Origin of the sequence: Luteibacter sp. CQ10 (assembly GCF_040900725.1) — a bacterium.
GTDB lineage: Bacteria > Pseudomonadota > Gammaproteobacteria > Xanthomonadales > Rhodanobacteraceae > Luteibacter.
In genome coordinates this window covers 938,954-956,666 of the sequence record NZ_JAEUYM010000001.1, presented here as the reverse complement: position 1 = coordinate 956,666, position 17,713 = coordinate 938,954, and the positions used below count along the sequence as shown (strand labels likewise).

Genomic DNA, 17,713 nt, shown 5'->3' with positions numbered 1-17,713 from the left:
GGGGATTACCGGCCGGGGCCGGCGGCGGTCTGATCAGACGATCGGATGGCCGAAAATGGCGGTGAGGCGCTCTTCGCGTTCTTCCAGAGCCTTGGCGCGGCGGAAGACCCACTCGTAAACCGCTGGCTCATATCGCGAGTGTGTGATGACCGGGAACTGGATGCGGTCATAGATCGCGCAGCGTTCCGCCGCATCATGCTCGAGCACGTACGTCTCTTGTAGCACGTTGTCGTAGATCGCGTGCCCGGTCAGCACGCTGTAGTCGGGCAATGGGATCTTCGAGCGCGAGGCGTAGTAAATGAAGGTGTTTCGGAACGCGTGGAAGGTCTGACCCGCATCGGTGATCTTCAGTTCGCGGCGCACCATGTTCGCGAACCAGCGAGAGACCGTTTCACCGGGTCCGTTGCGGCCCCAGATCACATCGGGAAACAACTTCGCCCTCCCCCAGGCCTTCGCCTGCTGCACAAAGCGGAGAAAGCCCAGATCGATCAGATGCGGGTGGATCGGGACCAGTCGGATGGACGAGGCGTTCTTGATGCGCTGTTCGGGGCGGCTCATGCTAAAGCTGAAAAACCACCGCCCGTCCACTTGCAGGACGTCATCGACATACAGCTGAGCCAGTTCGTTCACCCGAGCGCCCGAATAGAAAGCGGCGATGGGCATCCAAAACTGAAATGGCGTTCGAAACCGCGCTGGATGACTGACTGAGAAGATCGAGGCTAGCTCTTGCAGCGTGAAGGGACGTCGGTGTTGACGCTTTTGCTTCTTGTGCATTCGCGATACCAATTGGACGCGGTAGAGCAGATTCGGGCGCACCTCGTCGTGAATCTCACAGAACGAAAAAAAGCTACGCATGCGCTCGACATGCTTTTGCTGCGTGACCTGGTCGATCGGCCGATCGCGCAAGCTCACGGCCTTCTCGATGATTTGAGGCACCGACATGTTTCGATATGCCCGGCGTTTGCTGGCGTTGCGGGGCCAGACGGCAAGCGCGTCGATGAAGCGCTCGCAGTGGGCCCGAGTTATGTCCTTCAAGGGTAAGTCGCCATTCACCCCCACAAAGAGGGACGCGCTGTGCAAGCACGCGTCGATGGAGCTGCGCGTGGTTTCCCGCTGACCCATCTGCCGAAGCCATCGGTCCAGCCGGTCAGCAATGCGCGCGCTGCCGGCCATCGCCTCGCCCGGCTGCGCCATTTGTTGGGCTAAGAGCGTCACCAAGGGGGCCATGACTGCCACCGACGCGGAGGCTTTAGGATCCGCCGCGGCCTGGGTCACTTGCGCATGCAACAATCCCAAGACGGTGTGGGCGGCCGTTTGTGGCGTGGGCGCCTCACGGACCTCCGGCTTTACCGCATGCGTGATCACGGCGCGGTGCCGTTCGGAAGGCGTTTGCCGTCGCGAACCGGCGAGCGTGCTGTCTCCGTGTTCTCCACCGTTGTGCCAGCATTTGACCAGCGGGGAGCCCCCGGCCTTTTGCCGCAGCTCGTCAAGGACATCGTCGCGGTTGCGGTTGCTGCGAGTCGAGACCCGCATGCCATTCTCGGCGATGGCGTAATAGCGGGTGCGGGAGGCCGGAGGCTCGGCAGCGCCGAAGCTACGGACCACGTCATTTGCGTGGTGCTGCTGGGCTGATACCCTTTCTTCTGGCCAAGCGGAGGCTGGTCGCTTGAAGCGACCTTTGAATTGACGATGCATATGGCTGTCCCTTTTCGTGATGGCGGTCCTGGCAGGACCGAGCTGGTTCCCTCCGGCCGGGGGGAACACCATCACCGTCCCATAACGTGCTCGGCCGTCAAGGGGATCCACGCTGCAGGAAGCGATTTTTTTTGAGCAATCGCGCTGGACGCTCAACCTTGCAATGACGTATGCAACGTAAACGCTTGCAAGCCCACACGTGAATCAGAGATGCCCAAACATTCGCATGAATCGCGCAAGCCGATCGCGACGCGATGGCGCGGATTCGTTGGCGTACTCGCCTTCGCTTTGCAGCAGGTCGAAGAGGATCTTACAAGCGGCACGGTTGGGCTTGGTAGAGGGGGTATCGGGTCCGAACGCTTGCGACTTCACTTTTCCGATCAGCGCCAGCTCACGTAGGTAGGCCAATGCGCGGGCAACACGCTGGTGCGATCGCTTCGGCATGAACAGCGCGAGGATCACGTACAGGCGAGGCCGGTGATCGCGTGTGGCCAGCAGCGGATCGGCATCCACCAAGAGAAGTACGCACCGCTCTACCGCTTTCAGGGATGCCGAGGATATGTGGCGGGTTGCCGCTTCGGTGGAGATGGGCGCGCTCGGCGGTGACCTCCTCCGCGTATCGGCTCGCCCTGCGGAAAACGTGAGCAGCGGTCGCGTGGGCCTTGGCGAGGTCATGGCAATGCCCCGTCTCGCGCTTCTGAGGTCGCGGCGTGAGCCACTGCGTGCGCTTGCTTTCGTGCCAAATACAACTGCGCGTGCCCCAGCGTGCCTAAATATTGGTCCAGTGCATGCGGATCGTAATCTTCGGTCAGTTGCAGCAACTCGAACACGGGGTCGCGCCGTCCGAACGATGGCAGCCAGAGATGATGTGCAGGTTCGGCAGAGGGGCTTTCCATTAGCCCAGTCGATGCCTCAAGCTGCAAGGGCTTTCTTGCGGTCAACGAACTTGGGCCATGGAACTCGACTCTATCGCTTGCCAGAACCTCATCGATGCCTTGCGTGATGCCGGTCCCGACCCGGCCTACTGGGCTCGGGTCCACGAGCTGCTGCTGGATCGGCGCTTCCCCATCCTGAGGGACGAGCACCGCGACGCCGAGCTGGTCCATTGGGCGGGCCCGTTGGCGTTGGTCGCGAAAATTAAGTAACCATGCCAGCGGCGGCCAAGGGTGACTCGTGGCAAGCCGATCGATGCAGCGGCGCTCGCGCCAGAAGCCGTCGGTGCTGCGCGGCGGTGGCACCTTGGTGCGACGCGACGTCAAGACCTGGGCCGTCCGCGTGACCTCATAACGGTCCATGGTCGCCATGAGATCGTCCAGCCGCTCGCACTGCTCCCGGATGGTGAGCGATCGCTGATAGTCGCTGTCGCGCAGAAAAAACCCGGGAAGGCTCGCACAGGATTCGAATCGGAGATCACGCACAGTGGCCTCCGAATGCTTCGGGCTCGGATGCGGCGTTCGCTTGGCCGAGCAGGTGTTGAACCGTCGGCCATTCGCGTTCGATCTGCCCCGCCGGCCACCGTTGCTCCTGTGAGGCCCGCACCAGGCCGTTGAACATGCGCCGACACACCGGAAGCTCCGGCAGGGCCACGCGGTCGCCGACCACGAACGCATTGGTATCAATGGCGCCCGCCGCTTGCAGGCCGTGCAGGTCCTTCAATGCGCGTTTGACCTCTGCCCGCGATGCCGCGGGCAGGAATACCGTGACGAGGTCCCGCAAGCGCGCGACGTGGTCGGGAACGGTCAATCGGGGGTCGACATGGATGAGGCGCAGCACGACTTGCTCGGTGGGGCTCAGCCAGGCATCGGACCATGGGCGCACGCGCTTCATCCGCCGCTTGGGCCAGCGTGGACTTGCCGCCGACGCGCCGGGGGAATCCGACGTCCCCACTCGTGCGTCGAGCTGGCTTGACGGTCCACTCAGTTCCGCTTCGATCACCTGGGCAACCGAACGCTCCAACTTGGCCTCCTTACGTGCGGTGGACGAGGTCGATCCAGCTCTCAACACTAAGTTGTTCATGATCTAGATCTCCTAAAAAGCTCTTACAGATCCACACGTTATAAAGCGGCGTAACTCCGAATGCGAACTCAACTAAGTCGTTGACTGAAAAGCCGATGGCGGAGGCACCGACGTGCGTGACGTCGTACCGCCGTCCTTGGACAAAATTCACGCGCAGTGACGGCCAACGCCGGCAGGCTGAGGGTCGGATGCAGGTCGCTGGCCTGGCGCGGAAAGGATGGATGCGCCCCGTCAAGCCATTGCGGCGTTGGGCGATGGGCGATGGGCGATGGGCGATGGGCGATGGATTAATATTCCGGCGGCTCGATCCCGTCACCACCCGTCCAAGGAAGATCACCCATGTCCCCTGCTGATATCGTCCGCCGATTTCACGATCTGAGCGACGCCACTCCTCGCGACGAAGACGCCGCGTGGGCTTGGGGATGGGATCGTGGCGGCATCAGCTGGGCCGAGTTGTTGGCCTCCCCGCGCGTCCTGATTGTTTCCGAGGCGGGCACGGGCAAGTCCCATGAATGCGAGGCCGAGTGCGCACGCCTTGTGGCCCGCGGCGAGGCGGCCTTCTGGGTTGAGCTGTCCAATTTGACCCACGGAGAACTGTATTCGCTGTTCGGCGAAGAAGAGCTTGTCCGCTTCGAAGCGTGGAAGGCTGACGGCGCCAGCGTCGCCACCTTCTTCCTGGATTCCATCGACGAATTGGAACTGACCCAAGCGTCCTTCGATCACGCGCTTAAAGCGGTCAGTCGAGGACTGGGGCCTCGCCTGGAACGGGTGCGCATCGTGGCGACCTCTCGCCCCACGGCCTTCGACCGCGATGCCTTGCTTCGACACCTGCCGGTCCCCCAACGTCAAGACAAAGACGCCGAAGCAGAACCTTTGGGCGTTGAGTTCGTGGACCTTGCGATGGGCCAACGCAAAACCGTGCAACGCGAGGATGCCCCAAAAGATCCGCCCCCGCTGCGCCAAGTCTCTCTGACTGACTTGACTGTGGCTGAGATCACCACCTTCGTCGCCAACCGCGGCGTGAAGAATCCGGCGGACTTCGTCGCAGCGCTTGAGGCCAAGCAGGCGTTGTCATACGCCCAGCGTCCTCAGGATCTGATCGAACTGGCCAACGCGTGGATTGAAACGGGACGACTGCTGGCCCATCGCGAACAAGTGGATCTCAACGTCAAAGTCAAATTGCGCAGGAATGAGCACCGTCGCGACCGTGAGTTGTCTCAGAAGCGCGCGCGCGAGGGGGCGGGTAAGCTAGCGCTGGCCATGATGGTCACGCGTCGATTGACCCTGCGGTATGGCGATGATTCGGAACGGGAGGCCGATGGCGACACCGTGCTCAACCCACGAGATATCCTCGCCGACTGGAAACCGAAGGCCATCCAAGCTTTGATGCAACGGGGATTGTTCGGCCACGCAGGTTATGGCCGGGTCCGCATGCACCACCGATCGGTGGTCGAATATCTGGCCGCCGAAGCCTTACAGGCTATGCTTGACTGCGGCGTGCGCCCGCGCGATGTGGCGGCCCAGCTCTTCGCCACCACGCCTCAGGGCTTCGATGTGCTAAAGCCCGCGATGCGCCCCACGGCCGTCTGGATGGCAGCGCGCAACACCGATGTGTTCGCAGAAATTCTGGCTAGACAGCCCGAAGCCTTGCTCCAATATGGCGATCCGGAAAGCCTCAGCGGCGCCGACCGGGCCAAGGCGCTGTTTCAGTATGTGGATCAAGTTGCCCAACGGGGGCGCCAAGGTGTCGAATTCCCGCCAGCCCAACTGATGCGCCTCCGATGCCCAGAGGTAATGGACCCGCTGCCTGCGCGATGGCACAAGGGCCTCCTCAATCCCGACGTTCGCCATCTGTTTCTGCGGCTGTTCGCCGTTTCACCCTCATCCGAAGCCGCCGACATCGCTCATGCCATCGCCATCGATCCGGCCGGCGACGGGGTGGATCGCGTCCTCGCGATGGAAGTGCTGATCGCGCACGACGATGCACGTCTGCCCCAATTGGCCCAACGTCTCGTCCACGGACACGCCATGGGCCCGGATGACACGGTCGTCGCCATGGTGATGCGTCTGGTTCCGACGCATCTCTCCGCTCAACAGCTGGTCGATCTGTTTGTCCGCGTTGGGACCGGCAGCCGGCGCCCCGCCCACACCGCGTGCGGCGTGCTCACCAGACAGATCACACGCGGCGAGTTGGACGATGCGTATGTCACGGCATTGCGCGAAGCCTTGGCACCGGAGGTAGCGCAGGCTGCCGTTTGGGACCCCAATGAATATCCGGCCTACCGCAATCGAACGCCCGACTTGGTTTCGCTGCTGCTCGCAACGTGCGCGCGGCATCTGGACGATACCCCGCGCTCGGCCCCGCTCTTTGCTGCGTCGATTGTGGCCGCACAATTCTACTACCGCGATAACTATGATGATGCTGACGATTTGCGGTTGCGCACCGCTGCAAGCACCTGGCCTGCGAGCCTCAAGCGCATTGGCTTGATCGCGACCGATGTCTTGCTCGCCCGAGTGCATGCCACAGGGACTGCCTGGGATCGCCTGAACGCGATGCGTCGAACGGGCCTGGTGGCGCTGAGCGCTCCCGAAGACGGCACCTGGCTCTTGGCGTTGCTGGAAGACACCCACGCGCCGCACGGTGCACGTGCCATCGCCTTGGAAGCGCTATTGCACGGCGCGGTGCCTCCCAGCATGACCGTCAAAAGCCTCAATTCGCGCGTGCTGCGCGCCACCGCCGATGACGTTGTGTTATCGACGCGCGTGGCTGCCTTGGCGGTGACGCCCGAACGCGTGCGCGCCATCGCACGCGATCGAGCGGCAGACGAGCGCCGACAAAAGACTCGCGCCGCCAACGCGAAGGCGGCGCGTGCTCGTCTTCAGGCCATTGTCGACGAAGCCATTCATCACCCAACGCAAGCCTTCAGCGCCGATCGCGCCGATGAAACGGCGTGGCGCCTTTGGTATACCGCCCATAGAAACGGTGGTGTGGCGACGTGGGATCGACCGTTTTTTGAACGCGCGTTTGGGCGCCCAGCGACTGCTCACCTCAAGGCTGCCATGGGCCGCGCCTGGCGAGCCTACCAACCCACGCTTCCCCACGAGCGTCCGGAGGATGCGCGTGGCACGACCTTGCTCGTGTGGGGCATGGGCAATGGCGGACTGACGGCCGAAAGCGAAGACCATGGCTGGGCGGCTCAACTAAGCGCGGATGAAGCGACCTTGGCAGCCCGCTACATTCCCCTTGAACTAAACCGCTTTCCGCCGTGGTTACCCGACCTCATCGCGGCGCATCCGAATGCGGTCTTCGCCGTGCTGGTGGCGTTGCTCGACGACGAGCTAGTCCACCTGCACGATGCGACCCGCCACGCGAGCACCCTGCAACACCTCAGGAACGCGCCTGCCGCCGTCCGCAGGTTGATTTTGCCCTACCTCGAAGCGTGGCTCGTTGCGCACGGGGACGAACTGATGCCGCGTCGCCGCGTGGCGGCGCCCACCTCCGGCGTTCGACAGTTGCTGTACCTAATCATGGACGAAGGCAGCGTTGCGGCGCAGGCGCATCTGCGCTCGCTGTGCGTTGACGCCGTTCAGGGACCTTCCCGGAAGCGATGGGAGCCGCTTTGGTTTCACCTGCTCTTCCGCTTGGACGCCGCAGCCGCGCTGCCGTACTTAGAGCAGCGGTTGGCCAGGTATTCAATCCAGCGCCTGGGACCTGGCGCCGCGTTGATCGGTGAGCTGTTTGGCGACCATGACAGCACGGCGCGCGTGGATGCCCGCGACGCTGCCTTTACGCCCGCAATGTTGCTTGCCCTTGTTCGTTTGGCCTACGCTCACGTGCGCCCGGTCGACGATGTGCATCATGTGGGTGTATTTAGTCCGGGTGCGCGAGACGCGGCCGAGTATGCCCGCAACGCCCTGCTCACCGCCCTTTTGGACACGCGCGGCCCAGACGGATGGGACGCGAAGCAGGCCGTGGCCAGCGAACCGTTCTTGCAAGACTACGCCGACCGCGCACGGGCTCTCAGTCTGCAGAGTGCGGCCACTGAAACCGAGGGTGAGCCGCTGACCCCAACACAGGCCTTCGCACTGCTGACCTCCGGCGTGGTGGCACCGAAGAACCGTGAGCAGATGTTTGTAATGCTCCAGCATCGCCTGGATGACCTGGAAGATCTATTGAACAGCGACGGGTCGCCGCGCCAGACCTGGTGCAACGTCACCGATGAACAGGAGATGCGCAAGCTTATTGGCGGTGCCTTGAAGACAATGGCCCACGGCGCCTATACCGTCGGCCACGAGATGACAACGGCTGATGATAAAGAGACGGATATTCGACTCATCTCGACGTCCACGCCAGAAACTGGCGTCATCGAGCTGAAGATTGGCAACGAACGTCCGGGTCGAGATCTGCGCGACACCATTCACGAGCAATTGGTCAAAAAATATTTGCGGCTGGATGAGCGAAAGGCCGGGTGCCTGCTCGTGACTGTGGGTCGTGAGCGGCACTGGGATCATCCTGATACGGGGGAGCGCCTCGACATCGACGGGCTTCGTGACTTGTTGGCCACCGAAGCACAGCGCGTCGAACGGCTGATGCTCGGAGAAGTTCGCCTGACGACCCATGTCATGTGTTTGCTGCCGCCGTTGCCTCGGGAGCGAAAGACCCGGTGATGGGGTGTGCGGCGGTACGATTCCCGCGTGCCACGCACGGATGGAGGGCGGCACAACGGGACAGCACGACAAGGGCGACTGAACGACGCTAAGTGAAGTGACCTAAGTCACACGTTCGAACCGATCTCGCGTTCTCCGATCCGATCGCGGTTGACAGCTCATCGCGATGGCCTAGGTTGCCCGTCAGCCCAAGCCTTCGATGAGAATCCCCATGGCGTCCACCCCTCGCCCATTGTGCGCCATCCCTACGGCGCCCACGTCGGCTCATAGCCGCACTCGACCCGCTGCGCCTGACACCCGGCATCACCCCTTGGACTGGGATCGCTGGCGCAAACATCTGGAAGCGTGTGGATTCCGCCTCAGCACACTAAAGGCCGGATCCGAAGTACTCATGGAGCGTGACCTGCCGTCCGGTGCCAGCGATGCGCACCTCTTCACCTCGAGGGCGCACGCGATCGCCAATCTGCGCCGATGCGCCACCGAAGATCTGCGCGCCGACCTGGTCATGCGCCGCGACGCTGCGTTCGCGGTCCGACATTGCCGGTTGGATTGTTATCGGCTGTTGATGGGGCAGCCGCCCGAGGGCGAAATGCCAGACGGCTTGGTGGATACGTTTCGGGCCCACGCCCAGCATGTTCGGGGCGCACAACGCCGCTATGTGCAACTGTCGCGGCATGACCTTGTGCGAGCGGCGGCCTTGAGTCGTGAGTTTGCCCAAGGCATCACGGAAGCCATTTATCAGCATCGGCTGGATCAAGCGCGGGCGCACCATGAAGCGGAGGTCTTGGACGGCACGCTCGACATCTCAGCCCTGCCTGCCACAAAGCCGCGGCTCTGAGGCTGGACCATCGCTGGCAGCATCCATGCCACAAGACCGAGATTACGCGGGTTGCCCACCCATCCGGCGCATCGGATTTTCGTCGTCGCGCAGATAAAAGAGCTGCACATGGCCCAGTTCGGCCCACCGCTGGCCACCGCCCATGTCGGGTGGCACCGTGAACAACTTGGGCAGGCCGACCAACGTCCCGTTGCTGGCCTCATCCGCGTGCAGATGCAGGACCGCCACCAAGAGCCCCGCCATGGCGTTCAGGCAGTGCTTCAGGGTCGCTTGGTCGAAGCGGCTGTGCCGGTGGTGCTTTACGTTATTGTGCGCGGACCACCACGCCGGTGGCTGATCGCGCTTCCAGTCGATCCACGGGTGCAGCTCCAGGCCGTGGCGTGGAATGGCCATGCGAAAGGGCACGAATTTATCGGAATAGCTGGTCACTGGGTCGAAATAATCGACGATGTTTCGCGCTCGCTCGTTTGAGCCGACCTTCTCAACAAGCTGTTTCAGGATGCTGTCGACCTCGGCGCATGCACTGAGCAGCAAGCGCGCAATCTCGATGGAATAGGTCTCGTAGTTGGCCGGCGAGAACTCGACGTAGCGCGCCAGCGTGTAGAGATCGTCTTCCAGCGCGAGAAAATACCCCCAGTGGATTGGCACCACCGACTGTTGTAACGCCATCGCTCGCAGCTCCGCTTTGACATTGAGGCCCCGACGCCTCCCTGGCGGATTATCCGACACCGGCCACGAAGGGCAATAGGCATGCGCGCGAACGCCTCGTCCCGCGTCTCGGCGGCTCACAGCGGCAGTACGCATGAAATCTCTTTCAGCATCAGATTGACCCGCCCGGGAGCGGACGGCTGCCCTTAGGCCCGCTGTCCGCTCATGGCATTACAGTCGAGGCCGTCGTGGCACCGGAGGAGGTCTCGGCGGCGCCGCGTTCGCCAACGCCTCCTCGAGTTTCCATGCCGAACGGTAGGCACGGGCATCCGCCACTGGCCCGCGCACGCGACACTCCACGCCGCGAATCCAATACTTCACCAAAATCGCATCCCCGTGATCCGCGCCCTCAAGCGCCACGCAATGTTGCAAGCTTCGGCAGACCACCCGGTAGGCGGTGGGATACGACACGGTGGGGATGCGGGCGTTGCGCACGACCTCGCTTTGTTCCTCGACCGACGGCATCCAGAGCCCCTTCGGGTCCAGATGACCGTCGGGATGCTCCACGCGCCGCTGCCGTCGATCGTAGCGCGCCCAAGCCGCGTAGGCGCGGTCGAATCGGTCGTCGTCCATCGCCAGGATCTGCCGATCAAGCGCATCCCGCGAGCCTAGACAAAAGGCGGTCACCTTCGACTGGTTCATGCCGCACTCCTTGCCCGGGCCTTCTCGAGGGTCGTGGCATGCCGGCGCGGGGACTCGGCGTCGTCTACACTTCCCCGATGGACCTGTCGGACGCCGATGATGCGCTGCTGGTGCCAGCACTGGCCGATGAGGTCCGAGTGCTGGGCGAGACCTTGCTCGACGGTGACTTGGAGGAAGCTCGGTTCCGGGCAGGTCTGTTGGCCACCTGGGGAGGCATGCTCGGGCTCACGGCCGTGGAACGCGCCGCTCGCGCGATGTGCCAAGCCCTCCATCCTGCTGAAGGCCCTCCCGGTGCTGGCGTAGGCACCGCGTACGCCGCCCTGATGGGCGCCGTCGAGGGCCTCCTGTCTCCCTGAGGAGCCGTGTGGGTTCGCTGGCGCCCGCCCGCTGGTGCATCGAATTTTCACAGGCCCATGATCGCGACGGCGACTCATGCGTGCCCCCGGAACGGTCGCAGTACCAGTTTGGGCGCACCCAGTCGACCTGTTCCCGACTGTACCCCTTCCGCGCCGTCGGGGCTGGGCTCGACGAGTACGTCTGCCAGATAACCCTCGATGTAGTTGCGCTCTCCGCCGAGGAGGGCCGCCATCAACAACGGCACCGCCTCTTCGTGCTGCTCGCGCAGCTCCCGGAGATTCTGACGCAACGCGGCTCTGGAAGACACGATTCGGCGTTCGTGCGGCTGCATCTGTTCCTTCAGATCGTCCACGCGTCGGGCTGTGGTATCGACCCAATCGACGAGCCTTTGCTCCACCTGCGCCCGCTCTTGCGCTTGACGCTTGACCACGATTGGATCGGGTGGATTCATCCACTGCCCCATGCCCTGAACCATTCTATTCCAGAGCGGTTGTCGCTCGTGGTGTTCGTAGGTGTCCGGCGGACCCTTGCGCCAGTCGCTCAAGGCTCCTTTGGCATCCAAGTGCGCTGTCGTCGCCTCCGCCAACGCCTTTCGGTACCCGAACAAGACATGCCCAATGCTGTCGATGCGCCGCATCGCCCGATCAATGAGGTCCACCAAGCGATAGACATACGTGTCTTGCGGACGGATGCCCTCATGTACGCCTGCGCAATAGAGATCCTTGAACCGTTCGAAGAGGGTCTGCGTTGCGCCTCCCGCCGGCGCCCTGCCGGTGGCTTGCGAAGCGTTGACGTTCGCTTGGGACGCAGTGGCGTGCGTGCCCACATGACTGGCTTGGGCACCCGCGGCATCACTCGCCACGTGCGCAGCCGACGGATTCGTTCTGGGTTCCGCCGGTGATCGTTTCGCCTGTGCGCGCGCCGCGTGCGCGCGCTGATACACCTCGGCCATCACCTGGGCCTCTCGCACGCGGTCGCCTCGCTCGGTCCGCTGCCCGGCGCGCTCCATCGCTGTCGCCGCCTCGCCCAATCGCGGTTGCGGTCGAATCTTTACACCTTGCCGACGATAACTGCGGTGGTCATAGTCCGGAGTGATGCCGGCAGCTGCCGCAAAACGATTGGCCGTTTCGGCCCACACGCGGTTGGCGTCTTCCACGAAGTAGCCGGACGTCGCCTTGTTCGACAAGAACGTCAGCTTGTCGCCCATGCCTGACCCGCCTGATTGAGCATCGCTGGTGGCGTCTTCGTTGAGCAAGATCTTACGGGTGGGGAAGTACAGATGGGCATGACATCCCACCTCCGCCTCGGTCTTCGTCTCGCCAAAGGCGGTGATCGGCGCGTCGCGGTGTACCCCGATGGACACCGGGGTCGTCAGGCGCTTGGCGATGTATTCCGCGAGTTCAATGGCCATGGCGCAAACAGCCTCGTCCGTCAGTCCGAGGGGTAGTGGCACGCGATAATCTCTTGCAAGCTGAGCGTCCTTTCGCCGCTCCGCCGCCTCCACGCGATTCCACAATTCGAGCGGGTCGGTCGCCCACACGGGCGCGCCGGCCGGGGCAACTGTCGTGGCGAAGACGACTTCACTGCCGCTGCGTTTGCGAAAATCAAAGCTGCGCTTGAGGCGCCGGTCGTACAATTTGAGGCCCATGCGATAGGCGGCCCCAGCCACGGCCGAATGGCCGTCGATGCGATTGTGGGTGTTGAGATGCGGTCGGGCATGCAGCATGAAAGATCCTTTGCAAAAAGTTGGGGCCGCACTTCTGCGTCCCGCCAGAGCTGGCAGGCATGAAGGCGATGCGGCGTTTACGGAAGGGGCACACTTCCGCGACCCATCCAACTCGAAGACGCCCCGTGGTCAAGCTGAACTAAATATCCGATCTTCAGATATGCGAAGTGCATTCGCGCGCTTACTGTTCGTCACTGCACCGTCGGCAAGAACAGGTCTTCGCATGCGTCGCGCATGCACCTCGTGGAGAAGGTGGGCGAGCCACCCGTGCAGCTAGCGCGCGCCGGGAGACGATCGCAGCGAAGGCCGCATGGCTTTGACGCGTCGCTCATCGTGGCCGGCGCTGATCTTGATCCGACCAAACCGGAGGCATGGGGTGCCCGCAATCCCGCATGCGGCCGCGTCAGTGGGCCGATGACCGACGCGCGGCGTCGCTACCGTCGAGAGCGCAGTCCAAGTGGACCGGATGAACGCTCGCGCTGCCGAACGCATCATGGCCATACTAGACGCTTCTACCTATCCCATGATGCCTCGGAGCATGTGTGGCTGGCCAAGCAAGAGCCACTCGCTGAAGACACGGCTTGGAGGCTAGTCTCTTTGGGCAACATGTATTACTTGAGCAAACCGATGTCGGCGGTGAGGCCGACGCGATGGTACCCGACCTCCTCGTCGACATGACCTTCGAAGGCGTGTTGTTGCGGGCGATCAGTCCCCGCGTTTGTAGCCTGGATTCAATGCCCAGTTGTGCACGGTGGGTCAGTGGGCGCCACCTGCCAGCAACCAGGGGCGTGCATGACAGTCGTCCACAAGACGATAGATCTCTGAGTCAGCTACGTCGCTAACGGCGAGCTGGCGCACGGCCCGTCAGAGCGTCTTACGCCGCTTCCGTCTTGGTGGGTTAAGTTCCTCACGATGCCCATCGTCGATGTCTTTGCCAACCAAAGGCCGCGGTTCGTTTGCAGGCATCGAAGGAGGCCTCGCATCGCTCGGAACAGAAAAAATGCGGCCACGCTCCAGCAGTGTTTTTGGTAAAAACTCTGGTACCGGTCCGGCTGTGCGATCACGTGCCACATAGATGTCCATGTGCTTGGCAAGCTTGACCATACGGTCGTCCACATCCGTATCCTGCACATCCATCCAGCCAGAAAGAGGCCGCTCCAGATCGTAGGGTGTTTCGGCTGCGGCACTTAACATATCCGCGAAGCGCTGTGCCGTCATGCCGGCAAGGGATATCGAGTTGGCCTTGTCCATGCCTTTCGCAGTGCGTCGGGCATATTCGTCTCGCACCGGACCCATTTGATCCAAGCTAAATGTCTCGGGCGGTTTCGCACGGTTGTAGGCCACGTAGTGGACCCACGAAAGCGGTGACAGGTCGATCGTGGCATGTGCCGCCCGACCCATCAGCTGCCAACTGTATCGGACCAAGCGCGTGAACTGCGGTTCTTCCTGAACCGCAGGCTCATCTTTTTTTGCCTTCAACGCTGGGGACATCCGATGAACCTGGAGCACCATCGGCGTCTCGCTGACGCCTTTCTTCGCCTGAAAAATGGCCATGCGCGAGACCCCAGCCCCCAGGCGAACGACGATGGCGAAGTCGGCGCCGGTGCGTGGCTCGGTCAGATCTGGGCCTTGCGCCGAGTACTGCACCCAAGTGCAGCCGGCCACACCATCGGCGCCAAATTCTTCCGCGCAGAGATCTGCCGCTTCGCGCAAAACACCTAAGAACATTGTCGTCAGCCCAGGCTCATCCAACATCGCCTGAGACGGTGGGTCCAGCTTCGCGCATGCAGACCGGAAGGCTACGCCAAGTGCATTGAGCGATGGCGTAACCGGCAAACCGAGCCGACTAAGGCGCTTCATGCCCTGTTCGCTGATCTGTGCGGCTTCCATCGATCGCAGCTTCCGTATGAGATTGCCCGATATTCAAGCACAGCTTGCGATCCTTGAGGTCGTTTTGCAGCCCATTTCGGAGAAGTGCGGCCAATGAAGGGGTCAAAGACAAATGGTTGTCCGGCGGTATTGCCATCCATGGCCGGACCGTCTCTTTCCAGCCAGGAGGCATGCGGCGTGTGCCCGCGCGTCGGGCAGAGGTCCGCCACAGCACGGGAGGAACGGCCCCACCCTCATGGACCCACTGAATCGCCGCATCGAGACCCGGGTCACCGATCGGCAGCTCCTTAACACGGGTGTAAATCGCCGCGTCGATGAGCAAGCCGTTGGCATCCATTTCCCAGATATTCCAGATCTCGCCAAGCGTCAATCCATGCTCGACCCGTCCCGCGCCGTCGATGCGCGAGAGCCGATATCGGGCAGTAGACCCGACGAGTCGTTCCAGTCGTAGGCCCACACTAGACAAATAGCGTGTTGCATCGCGGAGGTTGGGTGAATGCAATGAGCGCATGGCCTGGGCTTTATCAGTTGAGAAAGGAATGAGCGGCCCGATGGCCAAGGCATCGACCCGTCCTAACGCCACGCGTGCGACGCGCGATCCACAAGCTAGAGCAAAGCCGGAACCTGTCAAGCGATGGGTTCCCGGCGTCGGCGGTCGGCAGCACATGGGCGGGGATGCCAGGATGTGGCTCCAGCGAGGGAACCACGGCACGGCCTAGCGGCCCGCTTCGTGGGTAAGCCAAATGACTGACCCGAGCCGATGCCGACGGCTTAGCCGAAGCAATGATGCCCGCCCCATCGTCATGACCTTCGAAGGCGTGTTGTTGCCGGCGATAGGCCGGCGGCTGACCGAACGCAGCGTCGGTGGCTCGGCCGAGACCCTAGGAATACTAGTACGACGAAGCCTCAGTCGGCGCGCCTGTGCGCCCACGGACGATTCAGCGACGAGGGTGTCGCACCTACGTCCAAGCTTTTTCGCGAACAGGCAAGACTCTCACGTGGACGGCGTCACTGGACTACTCCTAGAATGGGGGCGCTACTTCGCCAGGGACGATCAGCAATTGAGTGACGTCAGCCCACTCACCGCCGCCCTCCTCCGTCTGAGCCAAGCGCCCGGCGTCGGGACGGTGCTCCTGCGTCAGGCATTGGAGCAGGCGCGCCGAGGCACGCTGCCGAGTGACCCGTTGGACTTGTTGCCAGCTGACGTGGCCGAAAAGGCAGCCACCTCAGAAGAGTGGGTGGCCTCGGGCGACTTTCTCGTAGGCCAGTTGGAAGCCGCGCGCCGATTTCAAACCAGGATTATCGGTCCCCTAGACCCGGAGTATCCGCCTGCCCTGCGCTCGAATCCGGATGTGCCACCGGTTCTGTATATCCGCGGGATGCTGATGCCGTTCATCCAGCGGTCCGTTGCGGTCATTGGAACACGGCACCCCACCCGACACGGCGCGTCCACGGCGTGGCGCCTTGGCCGGTATTTTGCCGAGCATGCCTGCAGCGTGGTCAGCGGGTTGGCCGTGGGGTGCGACACGTTTGCCCATGGCGGCGCCCTAGAAGCCGAGGGTCACACGGTAGCGGTGTTGGCGCACGGCCTTCAGACGATTGCACCACGCGAGAATGCCGGGGTGGCAGAAGCCATCGTCGACGGCGGCGGAGCGCTGGTCACCGAGTTCCCATTTGGGACCAAGCCAGCTGGATTCCGCTACGTCCAGCGCGACCGAACTCAAGCCGCCCTGAGCAACGGCGTGGTGCTCGTCCAATCCAAACAAAATGGCGGAAGCCTGCATGCGTCGCGCGCTGCGCTGCGCTATGGGCGATGGCTAGCGGTCGCGGGAGCCACCGAACAAGACATCGCCGACGGTGCTCCTGTGATCGAAGCGAATCAAATTCTCACCCACGGCAGCGACACCGAGAAGTCGCTGTTGCTACGGGTGAGCGCGGAACAACTGAAGCACGTCCATGTGCTTTCAGGGAAAAGCGACTACGAAAACCTACTCCCGCTGCTATGGCGGCAGGATCGGGCCAATGACACGGAGCTGTTCAATGATGCTGATGACCTCGCCCGGCGCGCTTTGCATCGCAGGGAACCCTGACCAACAGCTGGTGAATGCGTTAAAGACCCTCGCAGCAGGCGGTACGCCGGTGGTGCTGGTCTCGAATCATCCACAGCCGCCCTGGTCGGCGGCCGCATTTGCGGGCACCAACGTGCATTTCATCCAGCGCCGCGGCCGTCAAAGTGGCCGCGTCGTGATGGAGCAGGCAGCTCAACTCGGCGTCGCGCCCCATGAATTGTTCGTGCTCGCATCCAGCGCCGAAGACATGCGCATGGGGAAGAACGGAGGGGCCATCCTGATCGCAGGAGGCTGGAGCCAAGACCCCGACGTCAAATCGCTTGGCATCCACGTCGCGCACGCGGCCGAACTGGTGCAGACCTTGCAGCTCATTGACGGCTGGAAAGGCAAATGGTGGTTCACGGCGACGGCCCCCACCTATGGCGTTCGCGCGCTCGCAGACTTGTCCGGAAAATATGTGGAGGCCGAACAACAACAGTTCGCCGCACGCATCACCCACGCGGCAAAGCAAGGCGGCGTGGGACTCAATCCGCTGCTGGCGGTGGCCGTGCGTTCGTTGATGGGTGACCAAGTGCACACCGTCAGAAATCAGTTTTGGGGCGTCTATCCGTCGTCCAGCAGCAACAACACCGATCAAGAAGTCCTCTCCGACTTCAGCCATCGCCTGCGCACCACACTCGGCCGATACCAGATGGCGCGTCGGGACACGCCATTGTTCATTCGCCACCACCCTTCGACGAAGCGGTCAAAGGCGCCAGGCGCGAACCGCGAAGACCCCACCGAGCAGATTCGCACCATCCACCTCAACCCAGTCTACGAAGGGAGCGTCCACGGGCGGCACGTGTATGTGATCGACGATTGCACGACTTATGGATTGTCTTTTGGTGTCGCAGCCGCGTTCCTGCGCAAGGCAGGCGCAGCGTCGGTAACCGGAATAGCACTCGGTAAGTTCGGCAACCGCCTCAGCCGGTTCGACATCGAACTCAAATCGGATCCCTTTCGACCGGTCAACGACTTCGCATTCCGCGGACATCACACCTTTGGAAATCCGGGTGATGTCACGGCGCAACAAGACCTCCGCTCTTTGCTGCCTTAATGCATGGG

Annotated in this window: 14 protein-coding genes; 5 read left to right on the top strand and 9 right to left on the bottom strand. The window is 62.7% G+C overall.

Annotated features, from left to right (window positions below):
- Positions 1-33: 33 nt before the first annotated feature.
- The 4 genes from JNG39_RS04350 to JNG39_RS04335 form a co-directional block, all read right to left on the bottom strand.
- Entirely contained in the window at positions 34-1,695 is a 1,662-nt protein-coding gene (locus JNG39_RS04350; RefSeq protein WP_368309912.1) for a site-specific integrase, read from the bottom strand.
- A gap of 204 nt (positions 1,696-1,899) precedes the next feature.
- Positions 1,900-2,208: a hypothetical protein gene (locus JNG39_RS04345; protein WP_368309911.1), complete on the bottom strand. Its 309-nt coding sequence runs from the start codon at positions 2,206-2,208 to the stop codon at positions 1,900-1,902.
- Positions 2,209-2,366: 158 nt separating this feature from the next.
- Positions 2,367-3,113: a hypothetical protein gene (locus tag JNG39_RS04340; RefSeq protein ID WP_368309910.1), complete on the bottom strand. Its 747-nt coding sequence runs from the start codon at positions 3,111-3,113 to the stop codon at positions 2,367-2,369.
- On the bottom strand, positions 3,106-3,711 hold the full coding sequence (locus JNG39_RS04335) for a hypothetical protein (protein ID WP_368309908.1): 606 nt from the start codon (positions 3,709-3,711) through the stop codon (positions 3,106-3,108). The genes JNG39_RS04340 and JNG39_RS04335 overlap by 8 nt, the downstream gene beginning before the upstream one ends.
- A gap of 339 nt (positions 3,712-4,050) precedes the next feature.
- On the opposite strand from JNG39_RS04335, the gene JNG39_RS04330 reads away from it, so the two are divergent.
- Together JNG39_RS04330 and JNG39_RS04325 are read left to right on the top strand one after the other, a co-directional pair.
- Entirely contained in the window at positions 4,051-8,379 is a 4,329-nt protein-coding gene (locus tag JNG39_RS04330; protein WP_368309906.1) for a hypothetical protein, read from the top strand.
- A gap of 391 nt (positions 8,380-8,770) precedes the next feature.
- A complete protein-coding gene (locus tag JNG39_RS04325) occupies positions 8,771-9,217 on the top strand; it encodes a hypothetical protein (protein ID WP_368309905.1) in 447 nt (148 codons plus the stop codon).
- Between the two features lie 42 nt (positions 9,218-9,259).
- Here JNG39_RS04325 and JNG39_RS04320 read toward each other — a convergent pair whose 3' ends face one another.
- Both JNG39_RS04320 and JNG39_RS04315 read right to left on the bottom strand, forming a co-directional pair.
- Positions 9,260-9,886, bottom strand: coding sequence for a hypothetical protein (locus tag JNG39_RS04320; protein WP_368309904.1), 627 nt, complete (start codon positions 9,884-9,886; stop codon positions 9,260-9,262).
- 210 nt (positions 9,887-10,096) lie between these two features.
- Positions 10,097-10,567 (bottom strand): hypothetical protein, encoded by a 471-nt coding sequence (locus JNG39_RS04315; protein WP_368309902.1) that lies wholly within the window; start codon positions 10,565-10,567, stop codon positions 10,097-10,099.
- A 38-nt stretch (positions 10,568-10,605) separates the two neighbouring features.
- On the opposite strand from JNG39_RS04315, the gene JNG39_RS04310 reads away from it, so the two are divergent.
- The gene (locus JNG39_RS04310) at positions 10,606-10,923 is read left to right on the top strand and encodes a hypothetical protein (protein WP_368309901.1); all 318 of its coding nucleotides are present in this window, start codon (positions 10,606-10,608) and stop codon (positions 10,921-10,923) included.
- 74 nt (positions 10,924-10,997) lie between these two features.
- On the opposite strand, the gene JNG39_RS04305 is transcribed toward JNG39_RS04310, so the two are convergent.
- From JNG39_RS04305 to JNG39_RS04295, 3 genes are all read right to left on the bottom strand, one after another.
- On the bottom strand, positions 10,998-12,650 hold the full coding sequence (locus JNG39_RS04305) for a MobA/MobL family protein (RefSeq protein ID WP_368309900.1): 1,653 nt from the start codon (positions 12,648-12,650) through the stop codon (positions 10,998-11,000).
- An 864-nt stretch (positions 12,651-13,514) separates the two neighbouring features.
- Positions 13,515-14,540, bottom strand: coding sequence for a hypothetical protein (locus tag JNG39_RS04300; protein ID WP_368309899.1), 1,026 nt, complete (start codon positions 14,538-14,540; stop codon positions 13,515-13,517).
- Positions 14,497-15,099 (bottom strand): hypothetical protein, encoded by a 603-nt coding sequence (locus JNG39_RS04295; RefSeq protein ID WP_368309898.1) that lies wholly within the window; start codon positions 15,097-15,099, stop codon positions 14,497-14,499. The genes JNG39_RS04300 and JNG39_RS04295 overlap by 44 nt, the downstream gene beginning before the upstream one ends.
- Before the next feature lie 502 nt (positions 15,100-15,601).
- On the opposite strand from JNG39_RS04295, the gene JNG39_RS04290 reads away from it, so the two are divergent.
- Complete coding sequence (locus JNG39_RS04290; RefSeq protein ID WP_368309897.1) at positions 15,602-16,630, top strand: DNA-processing protein DprA; 1,029 nt, start codon at positions 15,602-15,604, stop codon at positions 16,628-16,630.
- Positions 16,581-17,705, top strand: coding sequence for a hypothetical protein (locus JNG39_RS04285; protein WP_368309896.1), 1,125 nt, complete (start codon positions 16,581-16,583; stop codon positions 17,703-17,705). The genes JNG39_RS04290 and JNG39_RS04285 overlap by 50 nt, the downstream gene beginning before the upstream one ends.
- The last annotated feature ends 8 nt before the right edge of the window (positions 17,706-17,713 follow it).

Excerpts from the sequence above, each read along its gene's own strand:
- JNG39_RS04350 (WP_368309912.1), bottom strand. The coding sequence starts at position 1,695 with ATGCATCGTCAATTCAAAGGTCGCTTCAAGCGACCAGCCTCCGCTTGG.
- JNG39_RS04335 (WP_368309908.1), bottom strand. The coding sequence starts at position 3,711 with ATGAACAACTTAGTGTTGAGAGCTGGATCGACCTCGTCCACCGCACGT.
- JNG39_RS04330 (WP_368309906.1), top strand. The coding sequence starts at position 4,051 with ATGTCCCCTGCTGATATCGTCCGCCGATTTCACGATCTGAGCGACGCC.
- JNG39_RS04325 (WP_368309905.1), top strand. The coding sequence starts at position 8,771 with ATGGAGCGTGACCTGCCGTCCGGTGCCAGCGATGCGCACCTCTTCACC.
- JNG39_RS04320 (WP_368309904.1), bottom strand. The coding sequence starts at position 9,886 with ATGGCGTTACAACAGTCGGTGGTGCCAATCCACTGGGGGTATTTTCTC.
- JNG39_RS04315 (WP_368309902.1), bottom strand. The coding sequence starts at position 10,567 with ATGAACCAGTCGAAGGTGACCGCCTTTTGTCTAGGCTCGCGGGATGCG.
- JNG39_RS04310 (WP_368309901.1), top strand. The coding sequence starts at position 10,606 with ATGCCGGCGCGGGGACTCGGCGTCGTCTACACTTCCCCGATGGACCTG.
- JNG39_RS04305 (WP_368309900.1), bottom strand. The coding sequence starts at position 12,650 with ATGCTGCATGCCCGACCGCATCTCAACACCCACAATCGCATCGACGGC.
- JNG39_RS04300 (WP_368309899.1), bottom strand. The coding sequence starts at position 14,540 with ATGGAAGCCGCACAGATCAGCGAACAGGGCATGAAGCGCCTTAGTCGG.
- JNG39_RS04285 (WP_368309896.1), top strand. The coding sequence starts at position 16,581 with ATGATGCTGATGACCTCGCCCGGCGCGCTTTGCATCGCAGGGAACCCT.